The following is a 25,143-nucleotide window of genomic DNA, read 5'->3' as shown; positions in this document are numbered from 1 at the left end:
CCGACGCCTCACCGCGTCACCTCCGGCCGCACGGACTCCCCGTGCCCCAGCCGGTGCACGGCCACCTCGGGGGCGTGCGTGGCGGCCAGGCGCACGAACTCCTCGCCGGGGGAGTGGAATTCATGGGGGCGCACGGCGTCCAGGCCGATCGGCCAGTACGTCCCGTAGTGCACCGGCACGGCGCTTCGGGGCGCGAGGAGCGCAAGGGCCTGAGCCGCGCGCCCCGCGTCCAGATGCCCCTCGCCGAGATACGGTCCCCAGCCGCCGACCGGCAGCAGCGCCACGTCGATCCGCCCGACGTCCTCGGCCATCGATTCGAACAGCCCGGTGTCCCCGGCGAAGTACGTCCGCGCCTCGCCCTCGATCACATACCCGAGCGCGGGCGACCGGTGCGGGCCGACCGGGAGGCGCCGCCCGTCGTGCCGCGCGGGCACGGCACGAACGACCAGGTCACCGACCTGGACCTCGTCCCCGGGCGCCACCTCGACGAGTCGTAGACGCGTGAGTCTGCGCAGCCCCGGCACCTGGCGGGGGGCGCCCCTCGGCACCAGCAGACGGGTGCCCGGGGCGAGCCGGGCCAGCGACGGGACGTGTAGATGGTCGGCGTGCAGATGCGACACGAGCGCCACGTCCGCGACCGTCGCCTGCGCCGGGGGCGGCACCCCACGACGCCGGCGCAGATGGGCGAGCCGACGCGCGAAAAGGGGGTCGGTGAGCACGCGAACCCCCGAGTCCTCGACGGTACAGGTGGCATGACCCCACCAGGTGATGTCCACCGGCACTCCGTTCGCCTCCTTCGCGCTACTCCCCCGAGCCTACGGGCTGGAGTAGGGTCTGCGGCCAGGGCTCGTCCGGCATGATCCGGTGGCCCGGCGCTGAACCCGGAGGTGAGGGGGACACCATGGGAGACACGAGTGGCGCCTCTGTCGATGTCGACGCCGATGTCGACTCCGATGTCGTACGGGTCGCGGCCATAGCCAGCCTGACGCCGCTGGAGGAACTCGACGAGGAGCCCTTCCTCGTCGACTCCCGCAGCCAGCACGCGATGTGCGCCCGCTGGGCCGCCGAGCGCGGCTATGTGGTGACCCGCGAACTGCTCGTGGGCGGTCTGCGCTCCGACCACTGCGCCCTGTGGGGCGACGTCGACGCCGGCCTCGTGGACCTGTTCGTCGCCCCCAGCCGCCGCGTCCTCGAACGCGCCCTCACCTCCGTGGACGACTTCACCGCCGAGTGTGCCCGGCGCGGCGTCCGCGTCGAGACCGTGGGTCGCGCGGAACCCGCGTACGACGCCCAGATGAAGGCCAGCGTCCACCGACGTCTGTCGATGCCGACGGCGGGCTACGACGGCCGCTGATCCAGAGCCTCGTCCCCGCCCGTTGTGACAGGCTGGTCCGAGGACCGGGACGTGAGGTGGACGGGCGTGGGCGGCGGGCGTTGGCGGAGGGTGTTGAGCGGGGTCTGGCGGATGCTGGCCGTGTGGGCCGTCTCCGCCGTGACGATGCTGGTGCTCGCGGGGGCGCTGCCCGACTTCCGGCTGCAGTCCGTCGACGGTGACAGCGCGACCCGGATCGCCGTCACCGCCGCCGTGGGCGCCGGCGTCTTCGGTCTGCTGTCCTCCCTCGTGTGGCCCCTGCTCGTACGGGCGTTGCTGCTCGTGCCCGCTCTCGTGCTCGGGCTGCTCGTCTTCTTCCTGAACGGGTCGCTGCTGCTCGTCGCGCTGTGGGTCAACCCCGTCGGGCACGGTGAGGCCGCACCGGAGACCGCCGTGGTCGTCGCCGCCGCGATGTCCGCCGTCGCGTCCGCCACCGGCGGCGCCCTCGCCGTGCGGGACGACGACGCGTACCGACGGCGGCTCTACCGGCTCGCCGACCGTCGCCGCAGGCGCGCCGACGGCGGTCCGGGGCCGGTCGGTCCCGGCATCGTCTTCCTCCAACTCGACGGCGTCGGCCACGAATCACTGCGGCAGGCCGTGGCCGACGGCCTCATGCCGACCGTCGCCCGCTGGCTCGGCGACGTGGTGGACGGACGCCCCACCCACCGCCCCACCCACCGGCTCACCCCGTGGCGCACCGACTGGTCCAGCCAGACCGGCGCCAGCCAGCTCGGCATCCTGCACGGCTCCAACCACGATGTGCCGGCCTTCCGCTGGTACGAGAAGGAGAGCCGGGAGGTGATGGTCTGCAACCGGCCCTCAAGCGCCGCCGAACTCCAGCGCCGGGCCATCGAGCGCACCGGCGACGGCGGCCTCCTCACCGTCGACGGCGCCAGCCGCGGCAACCTCTTCAGCGGCGGCGCCGACCAGCTCGCCCTGGTCCTGTCCATCGCGGCCCGCCGAGGCCGGCGCAACCGCTCCCGCGCCGGGTACTTCGCCTACTTCAGCGACCCCGCCAACGCCGTGCGTACGGCCATGTCGTTCGTCGCCGATGTGCTGCGGGAGATCGGGCAGTCCACCCGGGCCCGGATCGGCAAGCAGCGGCCCCGCGTCAAGCGCGGCGGGCTCTACCCGTTCATCCGGGCCTTCGCGACCGTCGTCGAACGCGATGTCGTCGTCGCCGCGGTCATCGGCGACATGCTCGCGGGCCGCTCCGCCGTCTACGCGGACCTGGTGGCCTACGACGAGGTCGCGCACCACTCCGGGCCGGGCAGCCGGGACGCCGCCCAGGTCCTCGAACGCCTCGACCGTTCCCTCGCGCTGATCGCCCAGGTCGCCGAACACGCCCCGCGCGCCTACCGCATCGTCCTGCTCTCCGACCACGGCCAGAGCCCCGGCGAGACCTTCCTCGGCCGCTACGGCCTCAGCCTCGGCAACCTGGTCCGAGCCGGCTGCGGACTGCCCGTACCGCGCAAGGCGCAGCGCACCCACAGCGGCGCCGAGGCCCGGGCCGCCGTACGGGCCGCGCTGCGCCTGCGCGTCGAGGAGGGCGCCGAACAGCACCGGCCCTCGCGCCGCTCGGAACCCATCGTGCTGGCCTCAGGGAACCTCGGCCTCGTCTCCTTCCCGGACGTACCGCACCGGATGAGCAAGGAGGAGATCGACGCCCGGCACCCCGCGCTGCTGTCCACCCTCGCCAACCACCCGGGCATCGGCTTCGTCCTCGTGCGCAGCGCGGAGCACGGCGGGCTCGTCCTCGGTGCGCACGGTGCCGAGATCCCCGTCGACGAGCTGAGCGACGAACAACCGGGCCCGCTCGCCGACTTCGGGCCGGGCGCCGCCGACGCCGTACGCCGCACGCACACGTTCCCGCATGTCGCCGACATCATGGTCAACTCCTGGTTCGACCCCGCCGACGGCGAAGTCCTCGCGTTCGAGGAGCAGATCGGCTCGCACGGCGGGCTCGGCGGCGCCCAGGGCCGCCCCTTCCTGCTGTCGCCGCTCGCGCTGTCCGAGCCGGTCGGGGACGGCACCGAACTGGTCGGCGCCGAGCACGTCCACCGCGTACTGCGGCGCTGGCTGCGCGAGTCGGACGGGCCGCAGGTGCCGCTGACGGCCCGCGAGGAGGACCGGCGGGCCGCCTGAGCCGGACCCGGTTCAGGTGGGGCCGCGAAAAATGGGCTGCGGTGCGCGGGCCCGGCCGCACACACTGTCGAGGCCGGGCTCGGGCGCATGCGCGCGCCCCGCCTCCGTACCGTCGCCGCGCGTCCGCGCTTTTCTTCTCGCCACCCTCCAGGAGCTGCTGCCTTGCAGGCTGCCACCGCTGTCACGCCTTCCCGTATCCCGGAACTGCTGCTCGGCCTCGCCACCGTGCGGCCCGTCTTCATCTGGGGCGCCCCCGGCATCGGAAAGTCCTCCCTGGTCAGGGAGTTCGCCGAGTCGCTGGGCCTGGAGTGCGTGAGTCTGCTGGGGACGCAGCTCGCCCCGGAGGATCTCATCGGCGTACCCCAGATCCGCGACGGGCGGTCCGTGTTCTGCCCGCCGGAGGCGATCGCCCGCGACGAGCCGTACTGCCTCTTCCTCGACGAGCTGAACGCGGCCACCCCGGACGTCCAGAAGGCCTTCTACTCGCTCATCCTCGACCGCCGTATCGGCAACTACGAGCTGCCGAAGGGCTCGATCGTCATCGGCGCCGGAAACCGGGCGACCGACAACGCGCTCGCCCGCCCCATCGCCTCCGCGCTGGTCAACCGGCTCGCCCACGTCCATCTGGAGGCCTCCCCGAAGGACTGGCTGGTCTGGGCGGCGGGCAACGGCATCCACCCGTGGATCCTCGACCACCTCACCGACCGCCCCGACCACCTGTGGTCGAAACCGCCGAAGACCGAGGAGCCGTTCTCCACGCCCCGCTCGTGGCACATGCTCTCCGACGCGCTGCACTCCTTCGGGCGCGCGCTCGACGAGCAGACCCTGAAGGTCCTCGCCCACGGCACGCTGACGCCCGCGCACGCGGTCGCCTTCTGCGGCTACGTCAAGATCGTGCGCAGCCAGTACGGCATCGAGGCCATCATCAAGGGCGACGCCCGCTGGCCCCACCGCATGGAGGACCGCGACCTGCTGTACTACCTCGCCGAGTCCTTCCGCGGCCGTCTCATCAAGGAGTTGCCCGCCGGCAAGGGGCATCTGTCGGCGAACGGGCGGCAGACCGCGTACCGCGCCAAGTCCCTGCTCGTGCAGCTCGCCGAGATCTCCGTCGAGGTCGCCCAGAGCGTCATCGCCTCCGACGCCGACGGCAACCCCGTCCTGCCCGCCTGGTTCCTGGTCGAGGCGGCGCGGGACATGCCCCGGCTGGTCGAGGCCCGCCGGTGATCACGGCGCTGGGGGAGGGGGCGCGATGAGCGGGCGTACGCGCAAGAAGGCCGCCGACGAGCAGGCAAAGCCGGACCCGGCCACCGAGGCGTTCACGGGCGGGCTGGCGCTCGTGTCGGCCAACTCCGCGCTCGCCGCGCTGAACGCGACGATGTGCCGGAGCAAGGACACCTGTGCCCACGCGCCGGACGCCGGCCTCGTCCGCGTCGACTCCGACGGCGTGCTGCACGCCCACCCGACCCGCCTCGCCGACCCGAAGGAATGGGCCTGGGCCGTCGCGCACGCCCTCATCCACCTCGGCTTCGGCCATGTCCCCGCCGCGACCGGCCGCCGAGTGCAGCCCGACCGCTTCGACCTCGCGGCCCGTTGCGTCGTCGTCAACCGCTTCCTGCTCACCTTCCAGGTCGGCCGCGCCCCGGAGCACCTCCCGGACTCCTATCCCGACGGCGACGAGGAGCGGCTCGCCGCGCGCTGGCGACGCGACGGCATCCCGGCCGCGTACGAGCGCTGCGGCACGGCGGGCGACGAGCCGGACCAGCTCCTGATGCCCTGGAGCAAGTGGATGGGGAACCCGCCGGACCACCAGCTCGCGTTCGCGCACGCCCTGACCCGCGCGATGGCCACGGCGATGGACATGGCGGGCGGCCGCCGGGACTCCATGAGCGGCGAGGCGCTGCCCAGGCAGCCCTGGGACCGGGCGCTGGAGTGGTTCGTCTCCTCGTATCCGCTGCTCGGCGGTCTCGCGGCCGGCATCACCATCGTCGCCGACCTCGAACTCGCCCACGCCTACCGCATCGACATCGCCGCGGTGAACGCCGAGGCCGGGGAGATCTACATCAACCCGTTGTGCCGCTTCGACGACGAGGAGTGGCGGTTCGTCCTCGCCCACGAGATGCTGCACGCCGCCCTGCGCCACGGCGACCGCTGCGGCCCCCGCGATCCGTTCCTGTTCAACATCGCCGCCGACTACGTCATCAACGGCTGGCTGCGCGAGATGCAGGTCGGCACGATGCCCGAGGGGCTGCTCCACGACCCGGCGCTCGCCGGGTTGTCCGCCGAGGAGGTCTACGACCGGATCGCCGCCGACCTGCGGCGGACACGGCGGCTGGCCACCCTGCGCGGCAAGGGCGCCGGCGACATCCTCGGCGGCCCCCTCGGCCCGCCCCGCGACTACGTCGACCTCGACGAGTTCTACCGCCGCGGCCTCGGCCAGGGCCTCGACCTGCACCAGCGGCAGGAGCGCGGCTACCTCCCCGGCGGCCTGGTCGAGGAGATCCGCGCGCTGGTCCACCCTCCGCTGCCCTGGGACGCCCAACTCGCCCGCTGGTTCGACGAGTTCGTGCCCCGCCCCGAACCGCTGCGGACCTACGCGCGCCCCTCGCGCCGCCAGGCGTCCACCCCGGACATCCCGCGCGCCGGACGGTACTTCCCGCCCGAGGAGATCGCCCGCTGCACCTTCGGCGTCGTCCTGGACACCTCCGGCTCCATGGACCGCACGCTGCTCGGCAAGGCGCTGGGCGCGATCGCCTCGTACGCGGAGGCCCGTGACGTACCGGCCGCGCGGGTCGTGTTCTGCGACGCGGCCCCGCACGACGCGGGCTTCGTGCCGGTCACCGAGATCGCAGGGCGGGTACGGGTGCACGGGCGCGGCGGCACGGTGCTGCAGCCCGGGATCGACCTGCTGCAACGGGCGGACGACTTCCCGCCGGGCGCGCCGGTGCTCGTCATCACGGACGGCTGGTGCGATGTGCTGCGGGTGCGGCGCGAGCACGCCTACCTCGTTCCGCAGGGCGCGCGGCTGCCGTTCACGGCGCGTGGGCCGGTGTTCCGTGTGCGATGAGCAGGAGTGCGCCGGAGTGTGATCGGATAGGGTCCGCAACCCGGAAACGGGCCCCCTTGCGAAAGGAATGACCGTGGCTACCACGCGCACCGCACACACCGTCTGGGAAGGCAACCTCCTCGCCGGCAGCGGTAACGTCACCTTCGACTCCTCCGGTATCGGGACGCAGCCGGTGTCGTGGCCGTCGCGCGCCGAGGAGGCGAACGGCAAGACCAGCCCGGAGGAGCTGATCGCCGCCGCCCACTCCAGCTGTTTCTCCATGGCGCTGTCGCACGGTCTGGCCGGTGCGGGCACCCCGCCCACCCGGCTGGAGACCAAGGCCGACGTGACCTTCCAGCCCGGTGAGGGCATCACCGGCATCCACCTCACCGTGCGTGGCGAGGTGCCCGGCCTGGACGCCGACGCCTTCGCCTCGGCCGCCGAGGACGCCAAGAAGAACTGCCCGGTCAGCCAGGCCCTCACGGGTACGACGATCACGCTGACGGCCGAGCTGGCCTGACGCCCGTACGCCGTCCTCCGGTGCCGCGGTCCGTTCCCACGGGCCGCGGCACCGCTGTGTTTCCGCCCCCTGTGCACCCATGCTCCCTTGACAAGAGGGCACTCAAGTTTTGTGCTGGAGTGTGGGACCCCCGGGTGGATTCCTCGCGGGACCGGCGGAAGGGGACAGACGATGGCACGTGCGGTCGGGATCGACCTCGGTACGACGAACTCGGTGGTGGCCGTCCTGGAGGGCGGTGATCCGGCCGTCGTCGCCAACGCGGAGGGCCAGCGCACCACACCCTCGGTGGTGGCCTTCGCGAAGAACGGCGAGGTGCTCGTCGGCGAGGTCGCGAAGCGGCAGGCCGTGACGAATGTGGAGCGGACCGCGCGTTCCGCCAAACGGCACATGGGCGAAGGGAGTTGGCGCTTCCCCGAGCAGGGCGACATCGACGGCACCCGCTACCGGGCGCAGGAACTGTCCGCACGCGTTCTGCAGAAGCTGAGGCGGGACGCGGAGGCCTATCTCGGCGAGGACGTCACCGACGCCGTGATCACCGTGCCCGCGTACTTCGACGACGCCCAGCGGCAGGCGACGAAGGAGGCCGGGGAGATCGCGGGCCTGAAGGTCCTGCGGATCATCAACGAGCCGACGGCAGCGGCCCTCGCCTACGGCCTCGACCGCGGCGAGGAGCAGACCGTCCTCGTCTTCGACCTCGGGGGCGGCACGTTCGACGTCTCGCTGCTCGAGATCGGCGACGGGGTCATCGAGGTCAAGGCGACGAACGGCGACACGCATCTCGGCGGCGACGACTGGGACCAGCGGGTCGTCGAGTACCTCACGAAGAAGTTCAGGGGGCAGCACGGCATCGACCTCGGCAAGGACAAGATGGCCGTGCAACGGCTGCGTGAGGGCGCCGAGAAGGCCAAGATCGAGCTGTCGAGCTCGTCGGAGACGACGATCAACCTCCCCTACGTCACGGCGTCCGCCGAGGGCCCGCTCCACCTGGAGGAGAGGCTGACCCGTGCCCAGTTCCAGGAGCTGACCGCCGATCTGCTCGACCGCTGCCGGACGCCGTTCCACCAGGCCGTCAAGGACGCCAAGGTGAAGGTGTCCGTGATCGACCATGTCATCCTCGTCGGCGGCTCGACCCGGATGCCCGCGGTCACCGACCTGGTGCGGGAGCTGACCGGCAAGGACCCGCACAAGGGGGTGAACCCCGACGAGGTGGTGGCCGTGGGCGCCGCGCTCCAGGCGGGTGTCATCCGCGGCGACGTCAAGGACGTCCTCCTCCTCGATGTCACCCCGCTGTCCCTGGGCATCGAGACCAAGGGCGGCATCATGACGAAGCTCATCGAACGCAACACCACGATCCCCACCCGCCGTTCGGAGATCTTCACCACCGCGGACGACAACCAGGCCTCGGTCGGCATCCAGGTCTACCAGGGCGAGAGGGAGATCGCCGCGTACAACAAGAAGCTCGGCGTCTTCGACCTGACGGGGCTGCCGCCCTCCCCGCGCGGGGTGCCGCAGATCGAGGTGGCCTTCGACATCGACGCGAACGGCATCATGCACGTCTCGGCGAAGGACCTCGCCACGGGACGGGAACAGAAGATGACGGTCACGGGCGGCTCCGCCCTCCCGAAGGACGACATCGACCGCATGATGCGGGAGGCCGAGCAGTACGCCGAGGAGGACCGCAAACGCCGGGAGGCCGCCGAGACCCGCAACCAGGCCGAGCAACTCGTCTACCAGACCACGAAGTTCCTGCGGGACAACGAGGAGCGGGTGCCCGCCGACACCAAGGCCGAGGTCGAGGCGGCGGTGACCGACCTGAAGCGACTGCTCAACGAACCGACGGACACGGCAGTGCTCCGCGCCGGTGTGGACAAGCTGGCGACGGTGAGCCAGCGGATGGGCCAGGCGATGTACGCGCAGGCGTCCACCGGAGCGACCGACGAACCGAGCACCACCCCCGCCGACGAGGAGGGCGTGGTGGACGCGGAGATCGTGGACGACGAGAGGGACGCGAAGGGGGGAGCGGCGTAAGGAGCGTGGTCGCGGCCGGGTCGGTGGTGCCGAACCGGCCGCGAGCCTGTTCCTGCCCGCCGTGAGCCCGTGTTCCCTGCGCGGCAGCCCCGCGGTCAGTACCTGTCGCGGTAGCCGCGCAGGATCTCCCGCGTCCGCTCGGCGGACGCCGCGTGCGCCGCCATGTGGTCCAGCACCTCCAGGTGCATGGAGACCTCGTGGCGTGAGTCGAGGTAGAGAGCGCCGGTGAGGTACTCGCTGTAGACCATGTCGGGCAGCTCGGGCTCACCGAACCGGAACAGGCAGAAGGGCCCGTACGTGCCCGGATGCGGGCCGGCGGCGAACTCGGCGACCTGGAGCGTGACGTGGTCCTTCTCCGTCACCTCCAGCAGCCGGTCGAGCTGGTCCCGCATCACCTCGGAGCGGATGCTCACCGGCCGCTTCAGCGCCGTCTCGTCCATCACGACCCACAGATGCGGAGGATCCTCCCGGGCGAGCAGCTTCTGCCGGGCCATCCGCAGCGACACATGCCGCTCGATCGTCTCCGCCCCCGCCTGCCCGACGGTCCCCGCCTCCATCACGGCGCGCGCGTAGTCCTCGGTCTGGAGCAGCCCCGGCACGAAGTGCGGCTCGTACTGCCGGATCAGCCGCGCGGCCCCCTCCAGGCTGACGTACATGCTGAACCACTCGGGCAGCACGTCGTGGAAGCGCTGCCACCAGCCGGGCCGGTTCGCCTCCTCGGCGAGCCTCACGAACGCGGCCACGTCCGTCTCGGCCACGCCGTACGTCGTCAGCAGCACCTGTACGTACGGGATCTTGAGCGCGACCTCGGCGGTCTCCATGCGCCGTACGGTCGCCGGGGCGACCCGCAGGACACGGGCGGCCTCCTCGCGCCGGAGCCCGGAGGTCTCCCTCAGCTCCTGCAGCCGCCTGCCCAGTACCACCTGGCCCACGGTGGGCGCGGCCCGCCGCTCACTCACGCCACGCCTCCCCACGCGCCGATATGCCAACAGTCTGTCATGTTCCGGTGGACCTCTCACGGAGTCGGTCCACGGGGTCGGCCGGAATCCGACGCCCAGGGTGCCCCGCCGGGCGACGCGCCCATCCTGACTTATTGCTGACACGACGACCACAGAGGGTACGGGGTGGCATGACCTCAGAGGTAATCGACCGTGACGGGGCGTGCGCGGCAAGGTGGTGTCCACCGGTTCCCGGACCGGCGTGAAGGCCCGGGAACCGGTCAACCCACCCCTGCACCCCGACCTCGACGGAGGCTGATCCGCCATGTCCGCAGCCCAGTTCGCCACCCTCGCCCGGACGACCGACCCCCGGACCATGCTGCGCCGCTTCCTCGCCCTGGACGCCGTTGTGACCGGCGCGAACGGCCTCGCCTATCTCGTCGCCTCCGGCCCGCTCGGCCGGTTCCTCGGGGTCGGCTCCGGGCTGCTGCTCGCCCTCGGCGCGTTCCTCACGGTGTACGCCGGCGCCGTCGCCCTGCTGGCCTCGCGCGGCCGCCCGCCGGCGCCGGCCGTGCGGGCCGTCGTCGAGGCGAACCTCGCCTGGGCGGTCCTCAGCCTGGTCGCCCTCGCGCTGTGGCTGACGCCGAGCACGGCCGGCGCGGTGTGGACCGTGCTCCAGGCGCTGACCGTCGCCGGGTTCGCGGCGGCGCAGTACGTGTCCCTGCGCTCGACCAGGGGCTGAGCACAGGTCAACTCGGCAGAGACTGCAAGTACTTGACCGTCGCCGGGTCGGCCGGGAGGAACGTCTCGATGGCCAGCTCGGCGACGGTCACGTCCATGGGGGTGTTGAACGTGGAGATCGACGAGATGAACGACAGCACCCGGCCCTCGTGCTCGATCCGCATCGGCAGCGCGAAGTACGTGGCCGCCGTGCCGTCCTCCTCGTCGGGGTCCTCGTCCGACGCGTCCGCCGGCACCGGATACGCCGCGACCTCCTCGTACAGCGCGCGCAGCGGCTCGGAGCGGCGCAGGGCGATCTGGCGTTCCATCTGCCCCAGCAGATGGCCGCGCCAGGCCCGCAGGTTGCGGATGCGCGGGGCCAGGCCCTCGGGGTGGAGGGCCAGCCGCATCGCGTTGAGCGGAGGAGCGAGCAGGGCCTCGGGAACGCCGTCCAGCAGCATGGCGATGCCCCGGTTCGCGGCCAGCACGTTGTACGTGGCGTCGACCACCACCGCCGGGTACGGCTCGTAACCCTGGATGAGCCGCTCCATGCCCTCCCGCAGCGAGGCCATCGTCGGGTCGTCGAGCGGTGTCTCCGGGTAGCGCGGGGCATAACCGGCGGCGAGGAGCAGCGCGTTGCGCTCCCGCACGGGGACGTCCAGGTGCTCGGCGAGCCTCAGCACCATGTCCTCGCTGGGGCGTGACCGGCCGGTCTCGACGAAGCTGATGTGCCGGGCCGAGGACCCGGCTCTGATTGCCAACTCCAGTTGACTGACCCGGCGTTGCTCCCGCCAGGCCCTCAGCAGGGGGCCGATGCGCTGGTCGGGCGGGGGTTTCGGCGAGACGCCGGTGGTGGTCGGGGAGACGGTCATACGGAGAACGTAGTCGAGGTGCTCGGGGAGCGGCGCGTTCGACGGAGGCCGACGTCCGCCCGAGAGCTCGGGGAGAGCGGTTGTCGGGCGGTCTGCGGTCTGTGCGCGGCTTGTCGCACGCCCACGCGGCGGAGCCGCACATGTCGCAGCCCCGCGCCTCTTCAGGGGCGCAGGCCCTGACCAGCGAACGCGGCGGCTCTCCCTGTGGCACGCTGGGAGGGACCGGGTGTCAGCGAGGGGACGTCGCGGAAGGAGTGCGTCATGCCTGTCGAACCCTTGTCGCCGAAGGAGATCCAGGACCGGCTCGCGGAGCTGCCCGGCTGGTCGCTCGACGGGGACCGGATCGCCCGTTCCTACCGGCTCGCCTCGCACCTCGCGGCGACCGCGCTGGTGGTGCACATCGCCCAGGTGCAGGAGGAACTCGGCCACCACTCCGACCTCACCCTCGGCTACAACACCGTCTCGCTCACCGTGAACACCCACAGCGCGGGCGGCGCGGTCACCGAGCAGGACTTCGAGCTGGCCCGCAGGGTTCAGGCGCTCGCGCCCGGCCACGGGGCGAGCTGAGCTAGGTGCTGGACTACGACAAGGAGGCGGTCGAGTACGACGCCCTGCGCGGCGGCGAGCCCCGGGCCGAGGCCGCCGCCGAGGCCGTGCTCGAACTCGTCCCCGAGGCCACCCGCAGCCTCCTCGACGTGGCCTGCGGCACCGGCATCGTCACCCGCCGGTTTGCCGCCGCACGACAGGGGACGCGGGTGACCGGCGTCGACCTGACGCACGGGATGGCGAGCCGGGCCGCCGCCCGGCTGCCGGGCGCGATCGTGCTCGCCGACAGCCGCCGACTCCCCTTCCGGGACGGCGAGTTCGACGCGGTCACCAGCGTCTGGCTGCTGCATCTGCTCGCCGGACCCGAGGACGTCCGGGCCGCCGTCGGCGAGTGCGCGCGGGTGCTGCGCCCGGGCGGCGTCTACGTCACCACCGTCGACAAGGCCGCCTCCCACAATGTCGGCAGCGACATCGACGCGGTTCTCGCCCCGCGCCCACGCCTGACGCCCCTGGACGCGGCGGCGACCGTCGAGGCGTACGCCGCCGAGCACGGCCTCGCCCCGGCGGGCCGAACCCGCTTCCGGGGGCGCGGCCAGGGCCGCAGCCCCCGCCGCGCCCTCACCGACCTGCGACGCGGCTGGTTCGTCACGCTCCCGCCCGGCCATCCGCTGGCCGACGGTTTCGCGGCCCGCCTCGAGGCCCTCCCCGACCAGGACCGTCCGCGCCCGGACCCGGAGTTCGAGCTGCGGGCGTTCCGCAAGAGCTGAGCTGCGAGGCGATCGCCCGTACCGTGGCCGAACTGGCTGAAAAATACTCTGACTTGGCCGACAGTGGCGGCAACGTGGCCGGGTCCGGTGGCGACTGAGTGTGCGGAATCCGTCCGTCCTCATCTGGAGGTTCGTCACGTGCAGCACCCGCACAGGCACCGCAGACGCCAGGTCCTCCGCTCGGCGGTGACAGCGGCCCTCGTCGCCGCCGGACTCACCACCCTCACCGGCACCCCCGCCCATGCCGCCACCGCCCGCCAGGTCGAGAAGCTCGACCGAGGTGTGGTCAGTGTGCACACCGACAGCGGCAACCTGGTCAGCTGGCGCTGGCTCGGCACCGACCCGAACGACGTGTCGTTCAACGTCTACCGCGCCGGCACGAAGGTCAACTCGACCCCGGTCACCGGCTCCACCAACTACTTCCACTCCGGCGCCCCGGCCCAGGCCGACTACACGGTCCGGGCGGTGGTGGGGGGCGTCGAGCAGGGCGACTCCGTCCACGCGGTCCAGCTCCGCACCGGGTACAAGGACGTCCCGATCAGCGCGCCCGCCGGCGGTACGACCCCCGACGGCGTGGCGTACACGTACGACGCCAATGACGCCTCCGTCGCCGACCTGGACGGCGACGGCGCCCTGGACTTCGTCCTCAAGTGGCAGCCGACCAACGCCAAGGACAACTCCCAGTCCGGCTACACCGGCAACACGATCATCGACGGCGTCAAGCTCGACGGCACCCGTCTGTGGCGTGTCGACCTCGGCCGGAACATCCGCTCGGGCGCCCACTACACCCAGTTCCAGGCGTACGACTACGACGGCGACGGCAAGGCCGAGATCGCCATGAAGACGGCGGACGGCACGGTCGACGGCACGGGCGCGGTCATCGGCAGCTCGTCCGCCGACCACCGCAACTCCAGCGGCTACGTGCTGTCCGGCCCCGAGTACCTGACCATGTTCAACGGGCAGACCGGCAAGGCCATGCAGAGCGTGGACTACGTCCCGGCGCGCGGCACGGTCTCGTCATGGGGCGACTCGTACGGCAACCGGGTCGACCGCTTCCTCGCCGGCACGGCGTATCTGGACGGCGCCCGCCCCTCGCTGATCATGGCGCGCGGCTACTACACCCGTACCGTCATCGCCGCCTGGGACTGGCGCAACGGCTCCTTCACCCGGCGCTGGACCTTCGACACCAGTTCGTCCACCAACTCCGGCAAGGGGTACGACGGCCAGGGCTCGCACAGTCTGTCCGTCGGTGACGTGGACGGCGACGGCAAGGACGAGATCGTGTACGGCGCGATGGCCGTGGACGACAACGGCAACGGGCTGTGGACCACCAGGACCGGCCACGGGGACGCACAGCATCTGGGCGACCTCGACCCGTCCACGTCAGGACTGGAGTACTTCAAGGTCTCCGAGTCCACCTCCCAGCCCGCCGAGCTGTACATCAACCCCGCGAACGGCGCGATCCGCTGGCAGCTCGCCGCCTGCTGCGACAACGGGCGGGGCGTGGCCGGTGACATCTACGCCGGCAACGACGGCCCCGAGATGTGGTCCGCCTCCGACTCCTCCATCCGCGACGAGGCGGGCGCGACGAAGGGCCGCGAGCCCTCCTCCGTCAACTTCCTGTCCTGGTGGGACGGCGACCCGGTCCGCGAACTCCTCGACGGCACCCGCATCGACAAGTACGGCACCTCCTCCGACACCCGCCTCCTGACCGGCTCCGGCGTCTCCTCCAACAACGGCACCAAGTCGACCCCGGCCCTCTCCGGCGACATCCTCGGCGACTGGCGCGAGGAGGTCGTCTGGCGCACCAGCGACAACACGGCCCTCAGGATCTACTCGACGCCGGTCGAGACCGGCACGAAGATCACCACCCTGCTCCACGACACGATGTACCGCACGGGCCTGGCCTGGCAGAACACCGCCTACAACCAGCCCCCGCACACCAGCTTCTTCATCGGCGCCGGCATGCCGACGGCGCCCCGCCCGACGGTGTACACGCCCTGACCTGACCGAGTACGGCGAAGGGCGGCACGTGGCCCAGGGCACGTGCCGCCCTTCTTCGTCCCGCGCGGGTTGTCAGGTCACCGTGCAGGACTGGTCACCCAGCTTGAAGGCGGCCGGTTTGCCGTTCGTGCCCGACCAGCTGCCCGTGAAGCCGAAGCTCACGGACGAGCCCGCCGCCACGTTCCCGTTCCAGTTCACGTTCTTCGCCGTCACCGACGAACCCGACTGGGTGAAGTCGGCGTTCCAGATCTGCGAGACGGCCTGGCCGTTGGGGAACGACCAGCCCAGCGACCAGCCGGTCCAGGCGCTCGTGCCCGTGTTGGCGAGCTGCACGTCCGCCTGGAAGCCGCCCGACCACTCGCTGGTGATCTTGTACGTCACCGCGCACGCGCCGGTCGGTGTCGGGGTCGGATCGGTGCCGCCACCTCCACCGCCCCCGGTGTCCGAGGAATCGCCGTAGATGACACCCCGGCCGTTCGTCGCGACGTACACCCGCCCGTAGACACGCGGGTCACCCGTGATCGCCGAGCCCGTCCAACCCCACTGATGGGCGTCGTCGTTGATTCGGGTCCAGGTCGCGCCCTTGTCCGTCGAGCGGAAGATGCCGCGTACGCCGCCGATCTTGGCGCTGGTGTAGAGGGTCTGGTACGAGGCGCCGGACGCCGCCTTGCCGAAGCCGATCGTGTCGGCCTGCTCGACGTTCGAGAGCTTGGTGAAGGTGGCCCCGCTGTCCGTCGAGTGCCAGAGGCCGTACGCGCCGTCGGTCGCACCGCCCGCCAGCCACACATCGCCCTTCCCCCCGGGCAGCGCCTTGAAGCGCACACTGTCGCCGCTCGGCAGACCGCTCGCGTTCGACGCGGTGAAGGTCGCGCCACCGTCCGTGCTGACGTAGAACTTCCCGGACTTGAAGCCGTAGAAGGTCTTCGGGTCGACCCGGTCGGACTCGACGATCGCGCCGGACGGTATCCCGCTCGACGCCTGCCACGACGTACCGAAGCCCGTCGTGTACTGCACGCCCGTGCCCGCCGGGCTCCACACGAACCGGCTGCCGTCCGAGGCCGCCGCGACCGTGCCGCCGCCGCTGACACCCGACGGGTCGGTCCCGGCGAACCAGTTGGCGCCGTTGTCCGTGGAGAACGCGATGTGCGGACCCGAGTCCAGATTGCCGACCCGGACGACCGTGCCGGGGCTGGTCTCCGCGTAGTCCAGGCTCGTGCTCGTCGTGAAGTTCGGGGAGGTGAACATCATCGACGGGACCTTCGTCAGATCCGTGTGACGGAAGCCGCCGACATCACCGAGCGCGCTCAGCAGCGGGGCACCGGACGGGGGCGAGGCCAGGTCGTTGACCGCCGTCTCCTCCAGGCCCTGCACCATCGGTCTGATGCTGAACTGGCCGCCGCTGTCCCAGTTTCCGAGGTTCTCGGTGCCGTAGATCGTCGCGCCCGTCCCGTACATCATCCGGTTCGAGTCGAACGGATCGATCTCCAGCGCCTCCGTCATCCAGCCGAGCTTGGGTGTCTGCTCGGGCGGTGACGGGTTCGCGCCCCACGTCAGCCACGGGGAGGACGAGACGTCCATGGTGTAGCGGTTGGAGCGATTCGGATACGACGTGTAGTCCCACGCCTTGGTCCAGGTGGCGCCACTGTTCGTCGACCGGAAGATCTGGGTGTCCGGCCACCAGGAGCTGTACGCCGTCGCCATGACCGTACCCGGCTTCTGCCGGTCGATCGTCAGCCCGCTGAAGCCGTAGTACGTGTCGGCCTCCGCCACCGGGCTGATGTTCGTCCAGGTGCCCGTCGCCGTCGCGTACCGCCACAGCTGGCCCTTGCCGCCGTCGTACGGCCCGCCCTTGTCGCTGTACGGCACATACAGATAGCCGTTCGTCGCGTCCAGGACGCCCTTGTGGGCCAGATAGCCCGTCGGCTGGCCCCCGACCCGCGACCACGTCGCGCCCGCGTCCGTCGAGCGGTACACGGCGTTGTCCTTGTCGGCGACCCCGATGTAGATCGTCTTCGTGGCGTTCCCGGAGGTGCCAGTCGACTCGTCGAAGGTGACCCAGACGATGCCCTGGTTGTCGGACGCGTAGCCGGACGTGTCGCTCGCGTCCTGCACGTAGTTGCCGACGTTCGGGAAGTTCGTCACCTGCGACCAGCTGACGCCCGAGTCCGTCGACCGCCACAGGCCCTTGCCGCTGGGCGCGCCCAGATACAGCACGCTGTTCTTGTTCGGGTCGACCGCCAGACGCTCGCCCATGCCCCGGCCCGGCATGTTCCCGCCCAGCTTGAACGGCAGATTGGTCTTCGCCCAGCTGGCGCCCCGGTCGGACGACCTCAGGATCGCCCCGTTCCCCGGGTCCCAGCTGTTCGTGTACGTGCCGGCCGCCACGTACACCTTGTTCGGGTCGACGGAGTCGGAGGCGAGGCTCACGACGCCCGTGTGCCCCCAGCTGTCCCAGCCGACCGAGTCGAGCAGCGGGGTCCAGGTCTTCGACGACTGCACCCAGCGGTAGGCGCCGCCGATGTCCGTGCGGGCGTACGCGAGGTTCTTCTCCTTGCGGTTGAAGACGATGCCCGGCACGAAGCCGCCGCCGTCGATACGGGCGTTCTTCCAGGTGTAGGTGTCGGCGGCGATCGACACGGTTTTCTCGGCCTTCTGGGCGGCCAACACGGGTGGGGAGCCCGCGAGGAGACCGGCCGAGAGGGCCAGCACGGCGGTAAGGACGCGGGTTCTTCGCACGGTGGGTCCTCTCCTTCAAGGTGGGGGGAAAGGCAGGGGGACATGGCACAGAACCCGCGCCCCAGTTCTTTGAGGGGCGCGGGGCCGTGTCGATCTGCGGCTACCGCCGCTTGGGCGTGACCAGCCACGGACTACCCGCGGCCGATCTGCGACCGGGAGCTACTCCAACAACTCCGCGTAAGAACCCATGGCCAAGGCGATATCCGCCTGAGCCCAGAACCGGTGATACGTGAACGACGGCGCCGCGCCCCCGGCGAGATACGCCTCGATCTTCGACCAGGCCGGATCGTCCTCGTAGAACGAGCGGATCGAATCGAAGGTCGACGTCGAGTTGATCGCGTCACCGTTCGGCATCGTGCCCGTCCACCCGCTCGGGACGTACACCCGGTCGTCGAACCGGTTGTAGTCCGCGCGGGTCTCCGGTACGGCGATGCCGAGCCCGTCCTGGTGGTGGTCCCACATGCCGTCGAGCAGTGCCTTGGCGACCCGGGCCGCGTCGGCGTCCCCCGAGCGGTCGGCGTAGTACGTCAGGGTCTTGGCGTACGCGGCCGCCACGCCCACGTCGTCGGTGTAGTCGGCGACGGTGACGTGAAGTCCCGCGTTGGAGCCGGGACTCGAGGCGTTCCAGGTGTCCGGGGTGCCCGACCACTGGAGCGTGGAGGGAATCCGGTACGTGCCGTCCGGGTTGATCGTGGTCTTGGACAGCGCCCAGTCGACCCACTTGTCGAGGACCGTCTTCGCGGCGGCGTTCCCCGTCTGCTGGTAGTACTCGGCGACCCGCTCCATGGACCACGCCTGGAAGCCGAACCACTGGTTGGACGGCGGGTCGTGGTACACCGGCTTCTCGTCGTAGAACATGCCGTAGAAGGTCGGCGTACCGGTCGGGGGAGTGGCGTAGCGACCCGCCCAGCTGTTGGTCGCGCCGCCCGCGATACCGCCCTCGTTGGACTGCAGCCAGCGGTAGAACTCGATCTGCCGGTCGAGCGACTTGGCCCAGTCCGCCTGCCCGGTGGTGGACTTGGGCTTCAGCGGGGCGTAGTTGGCCAGCGCGTACGCGGCCAGCGGGTTCTGGTAGCCGCCGTGCGTGTGGCTGGAGCCGATGCGCCAGGCCCAGCCCGCGCTGCTGTCGGTGGCGCCGCCCCACGCGTAGTACCAGGAGAGCAGATAGTGGGAGGCGTCCTTGCCGGTACCGGCCGGGCAGGAGGTGGCCCCGACACAGTTGCCGATCTTCTTGAAGTACTTGTCGTACATGGCGTAGCGCAGGTAGTCGCCCATCTTCGCGGCCTTGCCGACGGTCGCGGAGACGTCCGAGCCCTTGCCCTGCTGCTTCGCCCAGATGTCCGCCCAGTACGCGGCCTGCACGGCCCGCGCGTCGGCGTCCGGCGCGTTGGTGAACTTCCACTGCTTCGCGTACGAGGCGTCACCCGTGAACAGGTCCAGATAGCCGTTCCTGCCACCGTACTTGAACTGGTCGCAGGTGGGCTGCGGGACGGTCTCCCACACCGACTCCTGCGGACCGCGCTGGAAGGTGTTGATGTACGACGGGCCGGTGTCGGCCGGGCCCGCCTCGCACTTGCCGGGCGAGTTGCCGTAGCCGTAGACGTTGTCGACGTCCTGCAGCCAGTGCATGCCGTAGACGTCGTCCGTGCCGTACGCGCTCTTCAGCTCGGCGGCGATCGGGTCCGGACCGACCGAGACCCCGGTGTTCAGCTGCGCAGGGTACTCGTTGGGGGTGTCGTGTTCGGGCGCGTAGGTCGCCGGCTTGCTCGCCGTGTAGAAGGAGTTGGTCGGCTGGTCGGCGTGGGTCGGGATCATGTACTTCTCCATGATCTCCCAGGCGCCGTTGAACTTGGTCCAGTCGCCCGTGACCTTGCCGTACATCGCCTGGAGCCACAGGAGGTAGCTGTACGCCTCCGAGGTGGTCTCATGGCCGTGGTCCGGCGCCTCGACGATCAGCGTCTCCACCGAGTGGTACGGGATGCCCTCGGGGGAGAAGTAGCCGTTCGCCGGGTTGGTGATCTTGCCGTACAGCTCCAGGAAGCGCGCGTCGTACGTCTTGGACGCGGCCAGCTGGGTCACGGTCACCGCGGCCTTGGCGTGTCCGGTGGCCGTCGACTCGAAGACCGCCGAGCCGGTGCCGGAGGAGGCGGCCGTGATGGTCACCTTCTGGGCGGTGCTCCAGTTCTGCGGGGTGAAGGTGAGCGAGGCGCCGCCGGTGACGGAGAGGCCGGAGTTGCCGCTCGCCCGCGCGGTCGTCACGGTCACGTTGCCCGAGGGCTGGGTCGAGAGTTTCACGTCGTACGTGCCGGTCTTGCCCTGCTGTACCCCCAGCTGGGTCGGCGTGGCCACCACGGCGGGACCCGAGGCGACGGTGATGCCGACCGGCGCGGAGTCCGCCGACGCGCCCAGGCTGTCGTACGCCTTGGCCACCAGTGAATGACTGCCCACGGACAGACCGGTGGCCGAGAAGGTGTACGGCGACGTCGTGTCCGTGCCCAGCAGCGTGGTGTCGTCGTAGAACTCGACCTTCGTGACGGTCGCGCTGTCCGCCGCGGCGGCCGTCGCGGCGAGCGGCACCGCGTCGCCCTGCGAGTACGTGGCGCCCGCGGTCGGGCTGGTCAGCACGGTGATCGGCGGCTGATGGGCGCCCACGCACGCGGTGCCGTTGATCGCGAAGCTCGTCGGCGCCGCGTTCGTGCCGCTGTACGTGAACTGCGCGCCGGTGGTCACCGCGGCCCCGACGGCGATCGTGCCGTTCCAGGACGCGTTCTTCGCCGTGACCGTCTTCCCGGACTGCGACCAGGTGCCGTTCCAGCCGTTGGAGAGCGTCTGGTTGCCCGCGTAGGCGTATGTCAGGGTCCAGCCGCTGATGGCGTCGGTACCGCGGTTGGTGATCGTGAGGTCGGCGGTGAAGCCCGAACCCCAGTCGTTGGTCTTGTAGTCGACATTGCAGGCGACGGCCGCCGCGCTGGCGGGGGTCGAGCCGGTCGAGAGCATCGTCAAGGGGAGTGCCATGGCCGCCACTACGGCGGTCCAAAGACGCCGAATGGCACGGCGTCTCCGTCTGGGGTGCATGCTCTGGTTCCTTCCGTGCGGCTCTTGCGAAGGTGGGGGGGGCGGAGCAGCAACAACAAGCCTTGAACCAGTGGGAGCGCTCCCATATTGAGGAGACGGGTGCAAGCGGTCAAGGTGCTTGAAGAGTCGAAAAGATTCGACGAGGGCGAAAAAGATTCGAGGCGTGCAATAACGCAACACCTCTGTCTTTTACCGATACTTGGCGCTACCTTCACCAGCACCAGTGGGAGCGGTTCCAACAGTCGACGCGTCCGTCCCGGACCGTCCGATCTGTAAGGAGTCGCTCATGCGACACCCCGCGCGTTCAGGTCTTTTATTCGCCGGGGCGGCCGGGCTGGCCCTCGTGGCCACCGCGATCGTCCCGGTGGTCACCGCTTCGGGAGCCGCACCCGCCTGCACGGTGGAGTACTCCGTCACCAGCCAGTGGGCGGACGGCTTCCAGGGCGGCGTGAAGATCACCAACAACCAGGCGGCGCTCAGCGGTTGGTCCCTGACCTTCGCCTTCGCCGGCGGTCAGAAGGTCAGCCAGGGCTGGAACGCCCGATGGTCCCAGTCCGGTACGACGGTCACCGCGGCCAACGAGAGCTGGAACGGCTCGCTGGGCACCGGCGCGAGCCTCAGCGCCGGGTTCATCGCGTCGTGGTCGGGGAGCAACGCCGTCCCCACGGCGTTCAAGCTCAACGGCACGACGTGCAATGTGGACAGCGGGCCGACGGATCCGGGGCCGACCGACCCGGGACCGACCTACCCTGGGCCGACGGATCCGCCGCCGAGCGGTGACGGGCCGCCGGTGCTCAAGGTGTCCGGGAACAAGCTCGTCGACGAGACCGGCGCGACCCGCAGGCTGCTCGGCGTCAACCGCTCGGGCGGCGAGTTCGCGTGCGTCCAGGGCAACGGCATCTGGGACGGGCCGGTCGACGACGCCTCGGTCAAGGCGATCGCGGACTGGAACGTCAACACCGTACGCATCCCGCTCAACGAGGAGTGCTGGCTCGGGCTGTCCAACATCAGGCCCGAGTACGCGGGCGCCAACTACATCAACGCCGTCAAGGACCTGGTGGCGAAGGTGGAGGCGCACGGCATGACGCCGATGGTCGAACTGCACTGGTCCTGGGGCCAGTACACGGGCAACTCGGCCGGCTGCTCCGACGTGCACGCCAGCTGCCAGAAACCGATGCCCAACATGGAGTACACCCCCTCCTTCTGGACCTCGGTGGCGAACACCTTCAAGAACGACAGGCACGTGGTGTTCGACCTGTTCAACGAGCCCTACCCGGACCGCGCGACCTCCACGGCCACCCAGGCCTGGACCTGCTGGCGGGACGGCGGCAGCTGCCCCGGCATCACCTACCAGGTCGCCGGGATGCAGGACCTGATCGACGCGATCCGCGGCACGGGCGCGGAGAACGTGATCCTGGCCGGCGGGCTCGCGTACTCGAACGACCTCAGCCAGTGGCTCCAGTACAAGCCCACCGACCCCAAGGGCAATCTGGCCGCCGCCTGGCACGTCTACAACTTCAACACCTGTTCGAACGAGAGCTGCTGGGACTCCACACTCGCACCGGTCGCAGCTCAGGTCCCGCTGGTCGCGGGCGAGATCGGCGAGAACACCTGCGCCCACTCTTTCATCGACCGCGTGATGACGTGGTTCGACGCCCGCAAGCTCTCCTATCTGGGCTGGACCTGGAACACATGGAACTGCGGCTCCGGGCCCGCCCTGATCTCCCACTACGACGGAACTCCCACGTCGTTCGGTATCGGGCTGCGCGATCACCTGCGCTCCCTCAACGGCTAGTCCCCATCTGGCCGTCCCCACGGAGAGGAAACCCGCACAGATGAGCCGTACCGCAAGCCGTACCAGAAGTAGCACGCGCACGAAGACGGCGACCACGCTCGCCGCGCTGTCGCTCGTCGCCGGCGCCGCCGGGACCGCCGTCGCGGCGGATCCGGACGCGAGCGGCGTCAAGGCGATCCCCTGCACGGTCGACTACAAGATCCAGAACCAGTGGGACACCGGCTTCACCGTCGCCGTCACGATCACCAACAACAGCGCGGCCAAGTCGTCCTGGGCCGCGAAGTGGTCGTACGCCGGGAACCAGAAGGTCACCAGCGGCTGGAACGCGAAGATCACCCAGAGCGGGACGGCCGTGACGGCCGCCAACGAGACGTACAACGGGTCGCTCCCCACGGGCGGTTCGGTGAGCTTCGGCTTCAACGGCTCGTACAGCGGCACCAACGCCGTCCCGACGACCTTCACGCTCGACGGTGTGACCTGCAACGTCGACGACGGCGGTGGCGGTCCCACCAACCCGGGCCCGGGCACGCCGGGTACCAAGGTCGACAACCCGTACTCCGGCGCCAAGGTGTACGTGAACCCGGAGTGGTCCGCGAAGGCCGCCGCCGAGACGGGCGGCAGCCGGATCGCCAACCAGCCCACGGGCGTCTGGCTGGACCGGATCGCCGCCATCGAGGGTGTCGGCAGCGGCATGGGGCTGCGCGACCACCTCGACGAGGCGCTGCGGCAGAAGGGCTCCGACCAGCTCGTCGTCCAGCTGGTGATCTACAACCTGCCCGGCCGTGACTGCGCGGCCCTCGCGTCCAACGGTGAGCTGGGCCCGACGGAGATCGACAAGTACAAGTCACAGTACATCGACCCGATCGCGGCCATCCTCGCCGACTCGAAGTACGCCTCGCTGCGGATCGTCACGACCGTCGAGATCGACTCGCTGCCCAACCTCGTCACCAACACCGGCAGCCGTCCGACGGCCACCCCGCAGTGCGATGTGATGAAGGCCAACGGCAACTACGTCAAGGGCGTCGGCTACGCGCTCAACAAGCTCGGTGACGTCGCCAACGTCTACAACTACATCGACGCCGGCCACCACGGCTGGATCGGCTGGGACGACAACTTCGGGGCCTCCGCCAACACGTTCAAGGAGGCGGCGACCGCCGAGGGCGCCACGGTCAACGACGTCCACGGCTTCATCACCAACACGGCGAACTACAGCGCCCTGAAGGAGAACAACTACACCATCAACGACAACGTGGCCGGCAAGTCGGTCCGTGAGTCGAAGTGGGTGGACTGGAACCGGTACGTCGACGAGCTGTCCTTCGCCCAGGCCTTCCGCAACCAGCTGGTCTCGGTCGGGTTCAACTCGAACATCGGCATGCTGATCGACACCTCCCGCAACGGCTGGGGCGGCTCCGCGCGGCCGTCCGGCCCCGGTGCCACGACCAGCGTCGACACCTATGTCAACGGTGGCCGCTACGACCGCCGCATCCACATCGGCAACTGGTGCAACCAGGCCGGTGCCGGGCTCGGCGAGCGTCCGCAGGCGGCGCCCGCGACCGGGATCGACGCCTATGTGTGGATGAAGCCCCCGGGTGAGTCCGACGGGTCCAGCTCCGCCATCGCGAACGACGAGGGCAAGGGCTTCGACCGCATGTGCGACCCGACCTACACGGGCAACCCGCGCAACGGCAACAGCATGTCCGGCTCCCTGCCGAACGCTCCGCTGTCCGGGCACTGGTTCTCCGCCCAGTTCCAGCAGCTGATGCAGAACGCCTACCCGGCGCTCTGACGCGTCCCCGGCAGATCTGGCCGCCCCTCTCCAGCCGGAGCGGGGCGGCCGTTTCGGTAGCGGGCTTGTGTGACCCACGTCACGATGATGGAGGTGGATGAATGCGATGAGTTCCGGGCGGCGCGGCGGTCTGTCTTGCCGTAAAGCCTGTGAACGGAACGAGGAGTGACCCCATGCGCATCGTGATCTGCGAGTTCATCAGCCTGGACGGCGTCGTGCAGGCGCCCGGCGGTCCCGAGGAGGACACCGACGGCGGCTTCGCCCACGGCGGCTGGACGCACCCCTTCTTCGACCCGGAGGTGGTGGGCGGCGCCTGGGACGGCGCGCTGCGCAAGGCGGACGCGCTGCTGTTCGGGCGGCGCACCTGGAAGGCGATGGCCGGGGCCTGGCCCGAGCGGGCGGGCGACCCCTTCGCGGACCGGATGAACGCCATCCCCAAGTACGTCGTCTCCACCACCCTCGGCGACTCCGACCTGACCTGGGACAACACCACCCGCATCCCCGGCGAGGAGGCCGTCGCCCACCTCCGCAAGCTGCGCGAGGCGGACGGCGGCGACCTGCTGGTCATGGGTAGCCCGACGCTCGCGCGCACACTCATCGGCGAGGGCCTGGTCGACGAGCTGGTGCTGATCGTGATGCCGGTGATCCTCGGCGGCGGCAAGACGATCTTCCCCGGTGACGGCGCCGAGCACACGCTGGAGCTGCTCTCCACGGTCACCAACGAAGCGGGCGCGAACGTGTGCACGTATCGGGTGACCGCGAGCGAGTAGCCCCGGGTCCCGCCGTCGCGGATTTT

Annotated in this window: 18 protein-coding genes; 13 read left to right on the top strand and 5 right to left on the bottom strand. The window is 70.5% G+C overall.

The window, feature by feature from the left end:
- Nucleotides 1-8: 8 nt before the first annotated feature.
- The gene (locus tag SGFS_RS14330) at nucleotides 9-782 is read right to left on the bottom strand and encodes an MBL fold metallo-hydrolase (RefSeq protein ID WP_286250442.1); all 774 of its coding nucleotides are present in this window, start codon (nucleotides 780-782) and stop codon (nucleotides 9-11) included.
- Nucleotides 783-901: 119 nt separating this feature from the next.
- Between SGFS_RS14330 and SGFS_RS14325 the strand changes: the two genes are divergently transcribed.
- The 6 genes from SGFS_RS14325 (at nucleotide 902) to dnaK (ending at nucleotide 9,108) form a co-directional block, all read left to right on the top strand.
- Complete coding sequence (locus SGFS_RS14325) at nucleotides 902-1,354, top strand: hypothetical protein (protein ID WP_286250441.1); 453 nt, start codon at nucleotides 902-904, stop codon at nucleotides 1,352-1,354.
- A gap of 111 nt (nucleotides 1,355-1,465) precedes the next feature.
- Entirely contained in the window at nucleotides 1,466-3,517 is a 2,052-nt protein-coding gene (locus SGFS_RS14320; protein ID WP_286259925.1) for a phage holin family protein, read from the top strand.
- Nucleotides 3,518-3,679: 162 nt separating this feature from the next.
- Complete coding sequence (locus SGFS_RS14315) at nucleotides 3,680-4,741, top strand: ATP-binding protein (protein ID WP_286250439.1); 1,062 nt, start codon at nucleotides 3,680-3,682, stop codon at nucleotides 4,739-4,741.
- A gap of 25 nt (nucleotides 4,742-4,766) precedes the next feature.
- Complete coding sequence (locus tag SGFS_RS14310) at nucleotides 4,767-6,581, top strand: vWA domain-containing protein (protein WP_286250438.1); 1,815 nt, start codon at nucleotides 4,767-4,769, stop codon at nucleotides 6,579-6,581.
- Between the two features lie 73 nt (nucleotides 6,582-6,654).
- Nucleotides 6,655-7,080, top strand: coding sequence for an OsmC family protein (locus SGFS_RS14305; protein ID WP_286250436.1), 426 nt, complete (start codon nucleotides 6,655-6,657; stop codon nucleotides 7,078-7,080).
- A gap of 171 nt (nucleotides 7,081-7,251) precedes the next feature.
- Nucleotides 7,252-9,108: a molecular chaperone DnaK gene (dnaK, locus tag SGFS_RS14300; RefSeq protein WP_286250435.1), complete on the top strand. Its 1,857-nt coding sequence runs from the start codon at nucleotides 7,252-7,254 to the stop codon at nucleotides 9,106-9,108.
- Nucleotides 9,109-9,203: 95 nt separating this feature from the next.
- Here dnaK and SGFS_RS14295 read toward each other — a convergent pair whose 3' ends face one another.
- Entirely contained in the window at nucleotides 9,204-10,067 is an 864-nt protein-coding gene (locus SGFS_RS14295; RefSeq protein ID WP_286250433.1) for a helix-turn-helix domain-containing protein, read from the bottom strand.
- 304 nt (nucleotides 10,068-10,371) lie between these two features.
- Between SGFS_RS14295 and SGFS_RS14290 the strand changes: the two genes are divergently transcribed.
- Entirely contained in the window at nucleotides 10,372-10,788 is a 417-nt protein-coding gene (locus SGFS_RS14290; RefSeq protein ID WP_286250431.1) for a hypothetical protein, read from the top strand.
- Nucleotides 10,789-10,795: 7 nt separating this feature from the next.
- Here the strand turns inward: SGFS_RS14290 and SGFS_RS14285 are convergent, their stop codons facing one another.
- Nucleotides 10,796-11,638 carry a helix-turn-helix domain-containing protein gene (locus SGFS_RS14285; RefSeq protein ID WP_286250429.1) on the bottom strand — a complete coding sequence of 281 codons (843 nt, stop codon included), beginning with the start codon at nucleotides 11,636-11,638 and terminating at the stop codon, nucleotides 10,796-10,798.
- Between the two features lie 261 nt (nucleotides 11,639-11,899).
- Here SGFS_RS14285 and SGFS_RS14280 point away from each other — a divergent pair, with 261 nt between their 5' ends.
- The 3 genes from SGFS_RS14280 to SGFS_RS14270 all read left to right on the top strand — a co-directional run bounded on the left by SGFS_RS14280 (nucleotide 11,900) and on the right by SGFS_RS14270 (nucleotide 14,955).
- Nucleotides 11,900-12,205, top strand: coding sequence for a 4a-hydroxytetrahydrobiopterin dehydratase (locus tag SGFS_RS14280; RefSeq protein WP_286250427.1), 306 nt, complete (start codon nucleotides 11,900-11,902; stop codon nucleotides 12,203-12,205).
- A 5-nt stretch (nucleotides 12,206-12,210) separates the two neighbouring features.
- Entirely contained in the window at nucleotides 12,211-12,951 is a 741-nt protein-coding gene (locus SGFS_RS14275; protein ID WP_286250425.1) for a class I SAM-dependent methyltransferase, read from the top strand.
- A gap of 138 nt (nucleotides 12,952-13,089) precedes the next feature.
- Entirely contained in the window at nucleotides 13,090-14,955 is a 1,866-nt protein-coding gene (locus SGFS_RS14270; protein WP_286250424.1) for a rhamnogalacturonan lyase, read from the top strand.
- Between the two features lie 72 nt (nucleotides 14,956-15,027).
- On the opposite strand, the gene SGFS_RS14265 is transcribed toward SGFS_RS14270, so the two are convergent.
- Both SGFS_RS14265 and SGFS_RS14260 read right to left on the bottom strand, forming a co-directional pair.
- Nucleotides 15,028-17,691 carry a cellulose binding domain-containing protein gene (locus tag SGFS_RS14265; protein ID WP_286250422.1) on the bottom strand — a complete coding sequence of 888 codons (2,664 nt, stop codon included), beginning with the start codon at nucleotides 17,689-17,691 and terminating at the stop codon, nucleotides 15,028-15,030.
- A 159-nt stretch (nucleotides 17,692-17,850) separates the two neighbouring features.
- Nucleotides 17,851-20,766, bottom strand: coding sequence for a glycoside hydrolase family 48 protein (locus SGFS_RS14260; RefSeq protein ID WP_286250420.1), 2,916 nt, complete (start codon nucleotides 20,764-20,766; stop codon nucleotides 17,851-17,853).
- A 286-nt stretch (nucleotides 20,767-21,052) separates the two neighbouring features.
- Here SGFS_RS14260 and SGFS_RS14255 point away from each other — a divergent pair, with 286 nt between their 5' ends.
- From SGFS_RS14255 to SGFS_RS14245, 3 genes are all read left to right on the top strand, one after another.
- A complete protein-coding gene (locus tag SGFS_RS14255; RefSeq protein WP_286250419.1) occupies nucleotides 21,053-22,561 on the top strand; it encodes a cellulase family glycosylhydrolase in 1,509 nt (502 codons plus the stop codon).
- A gap of 40 nt (nucleotides 22,562-22,601) precedes the next feature.
- Nucleotides 22,602-24,347 carry a glycoside hydrolase family 6 protein gene (locus tag SGFS_RS14250; protein ID WP_286250418.1) on the top strand — a complete coding sequence of 582 codons (1,746 nt, stop codon included), beginning with the start codon at nucleotides 22,602-22,604 and terminating at the stop codon, nucleotides 24,345-24,347.
- A 173-nt stretch (nucleotides 24,348-24,520) separates the two neighbouring features.
- Nucleotides 24,521-25,117, top strand: a complete 597-nt coding sequence (locus tag SGFS_RS14245) for a dihydrofolate reductase family protein (RefSeq protein ID WP_286250416.1) — start codon at nucleotides 24,521-24,523, stop codon at nucleotides 25,115-25,117.
- The last annotated feature ends 26 nt before the right edge of the window (nucleotides 25,118-25,143 follow it).

Origin of the sequence: Streptomyces graminofaciens (assembly GCF_030294945.1) — a bacterium.
Taxonomy (GTDB): domain Bacteria; phylum Actinomycetota; class Actinomycetes; order Streptomycetales; family Streptomycetaceae; genus Streptomyces; species Streptomyces graminofaciens.
The sequence above is the reverse complement of the archived record's forward strand: the minus strand, read 5'-3'. Positions and strand labels throughout refer to the sequence as shown.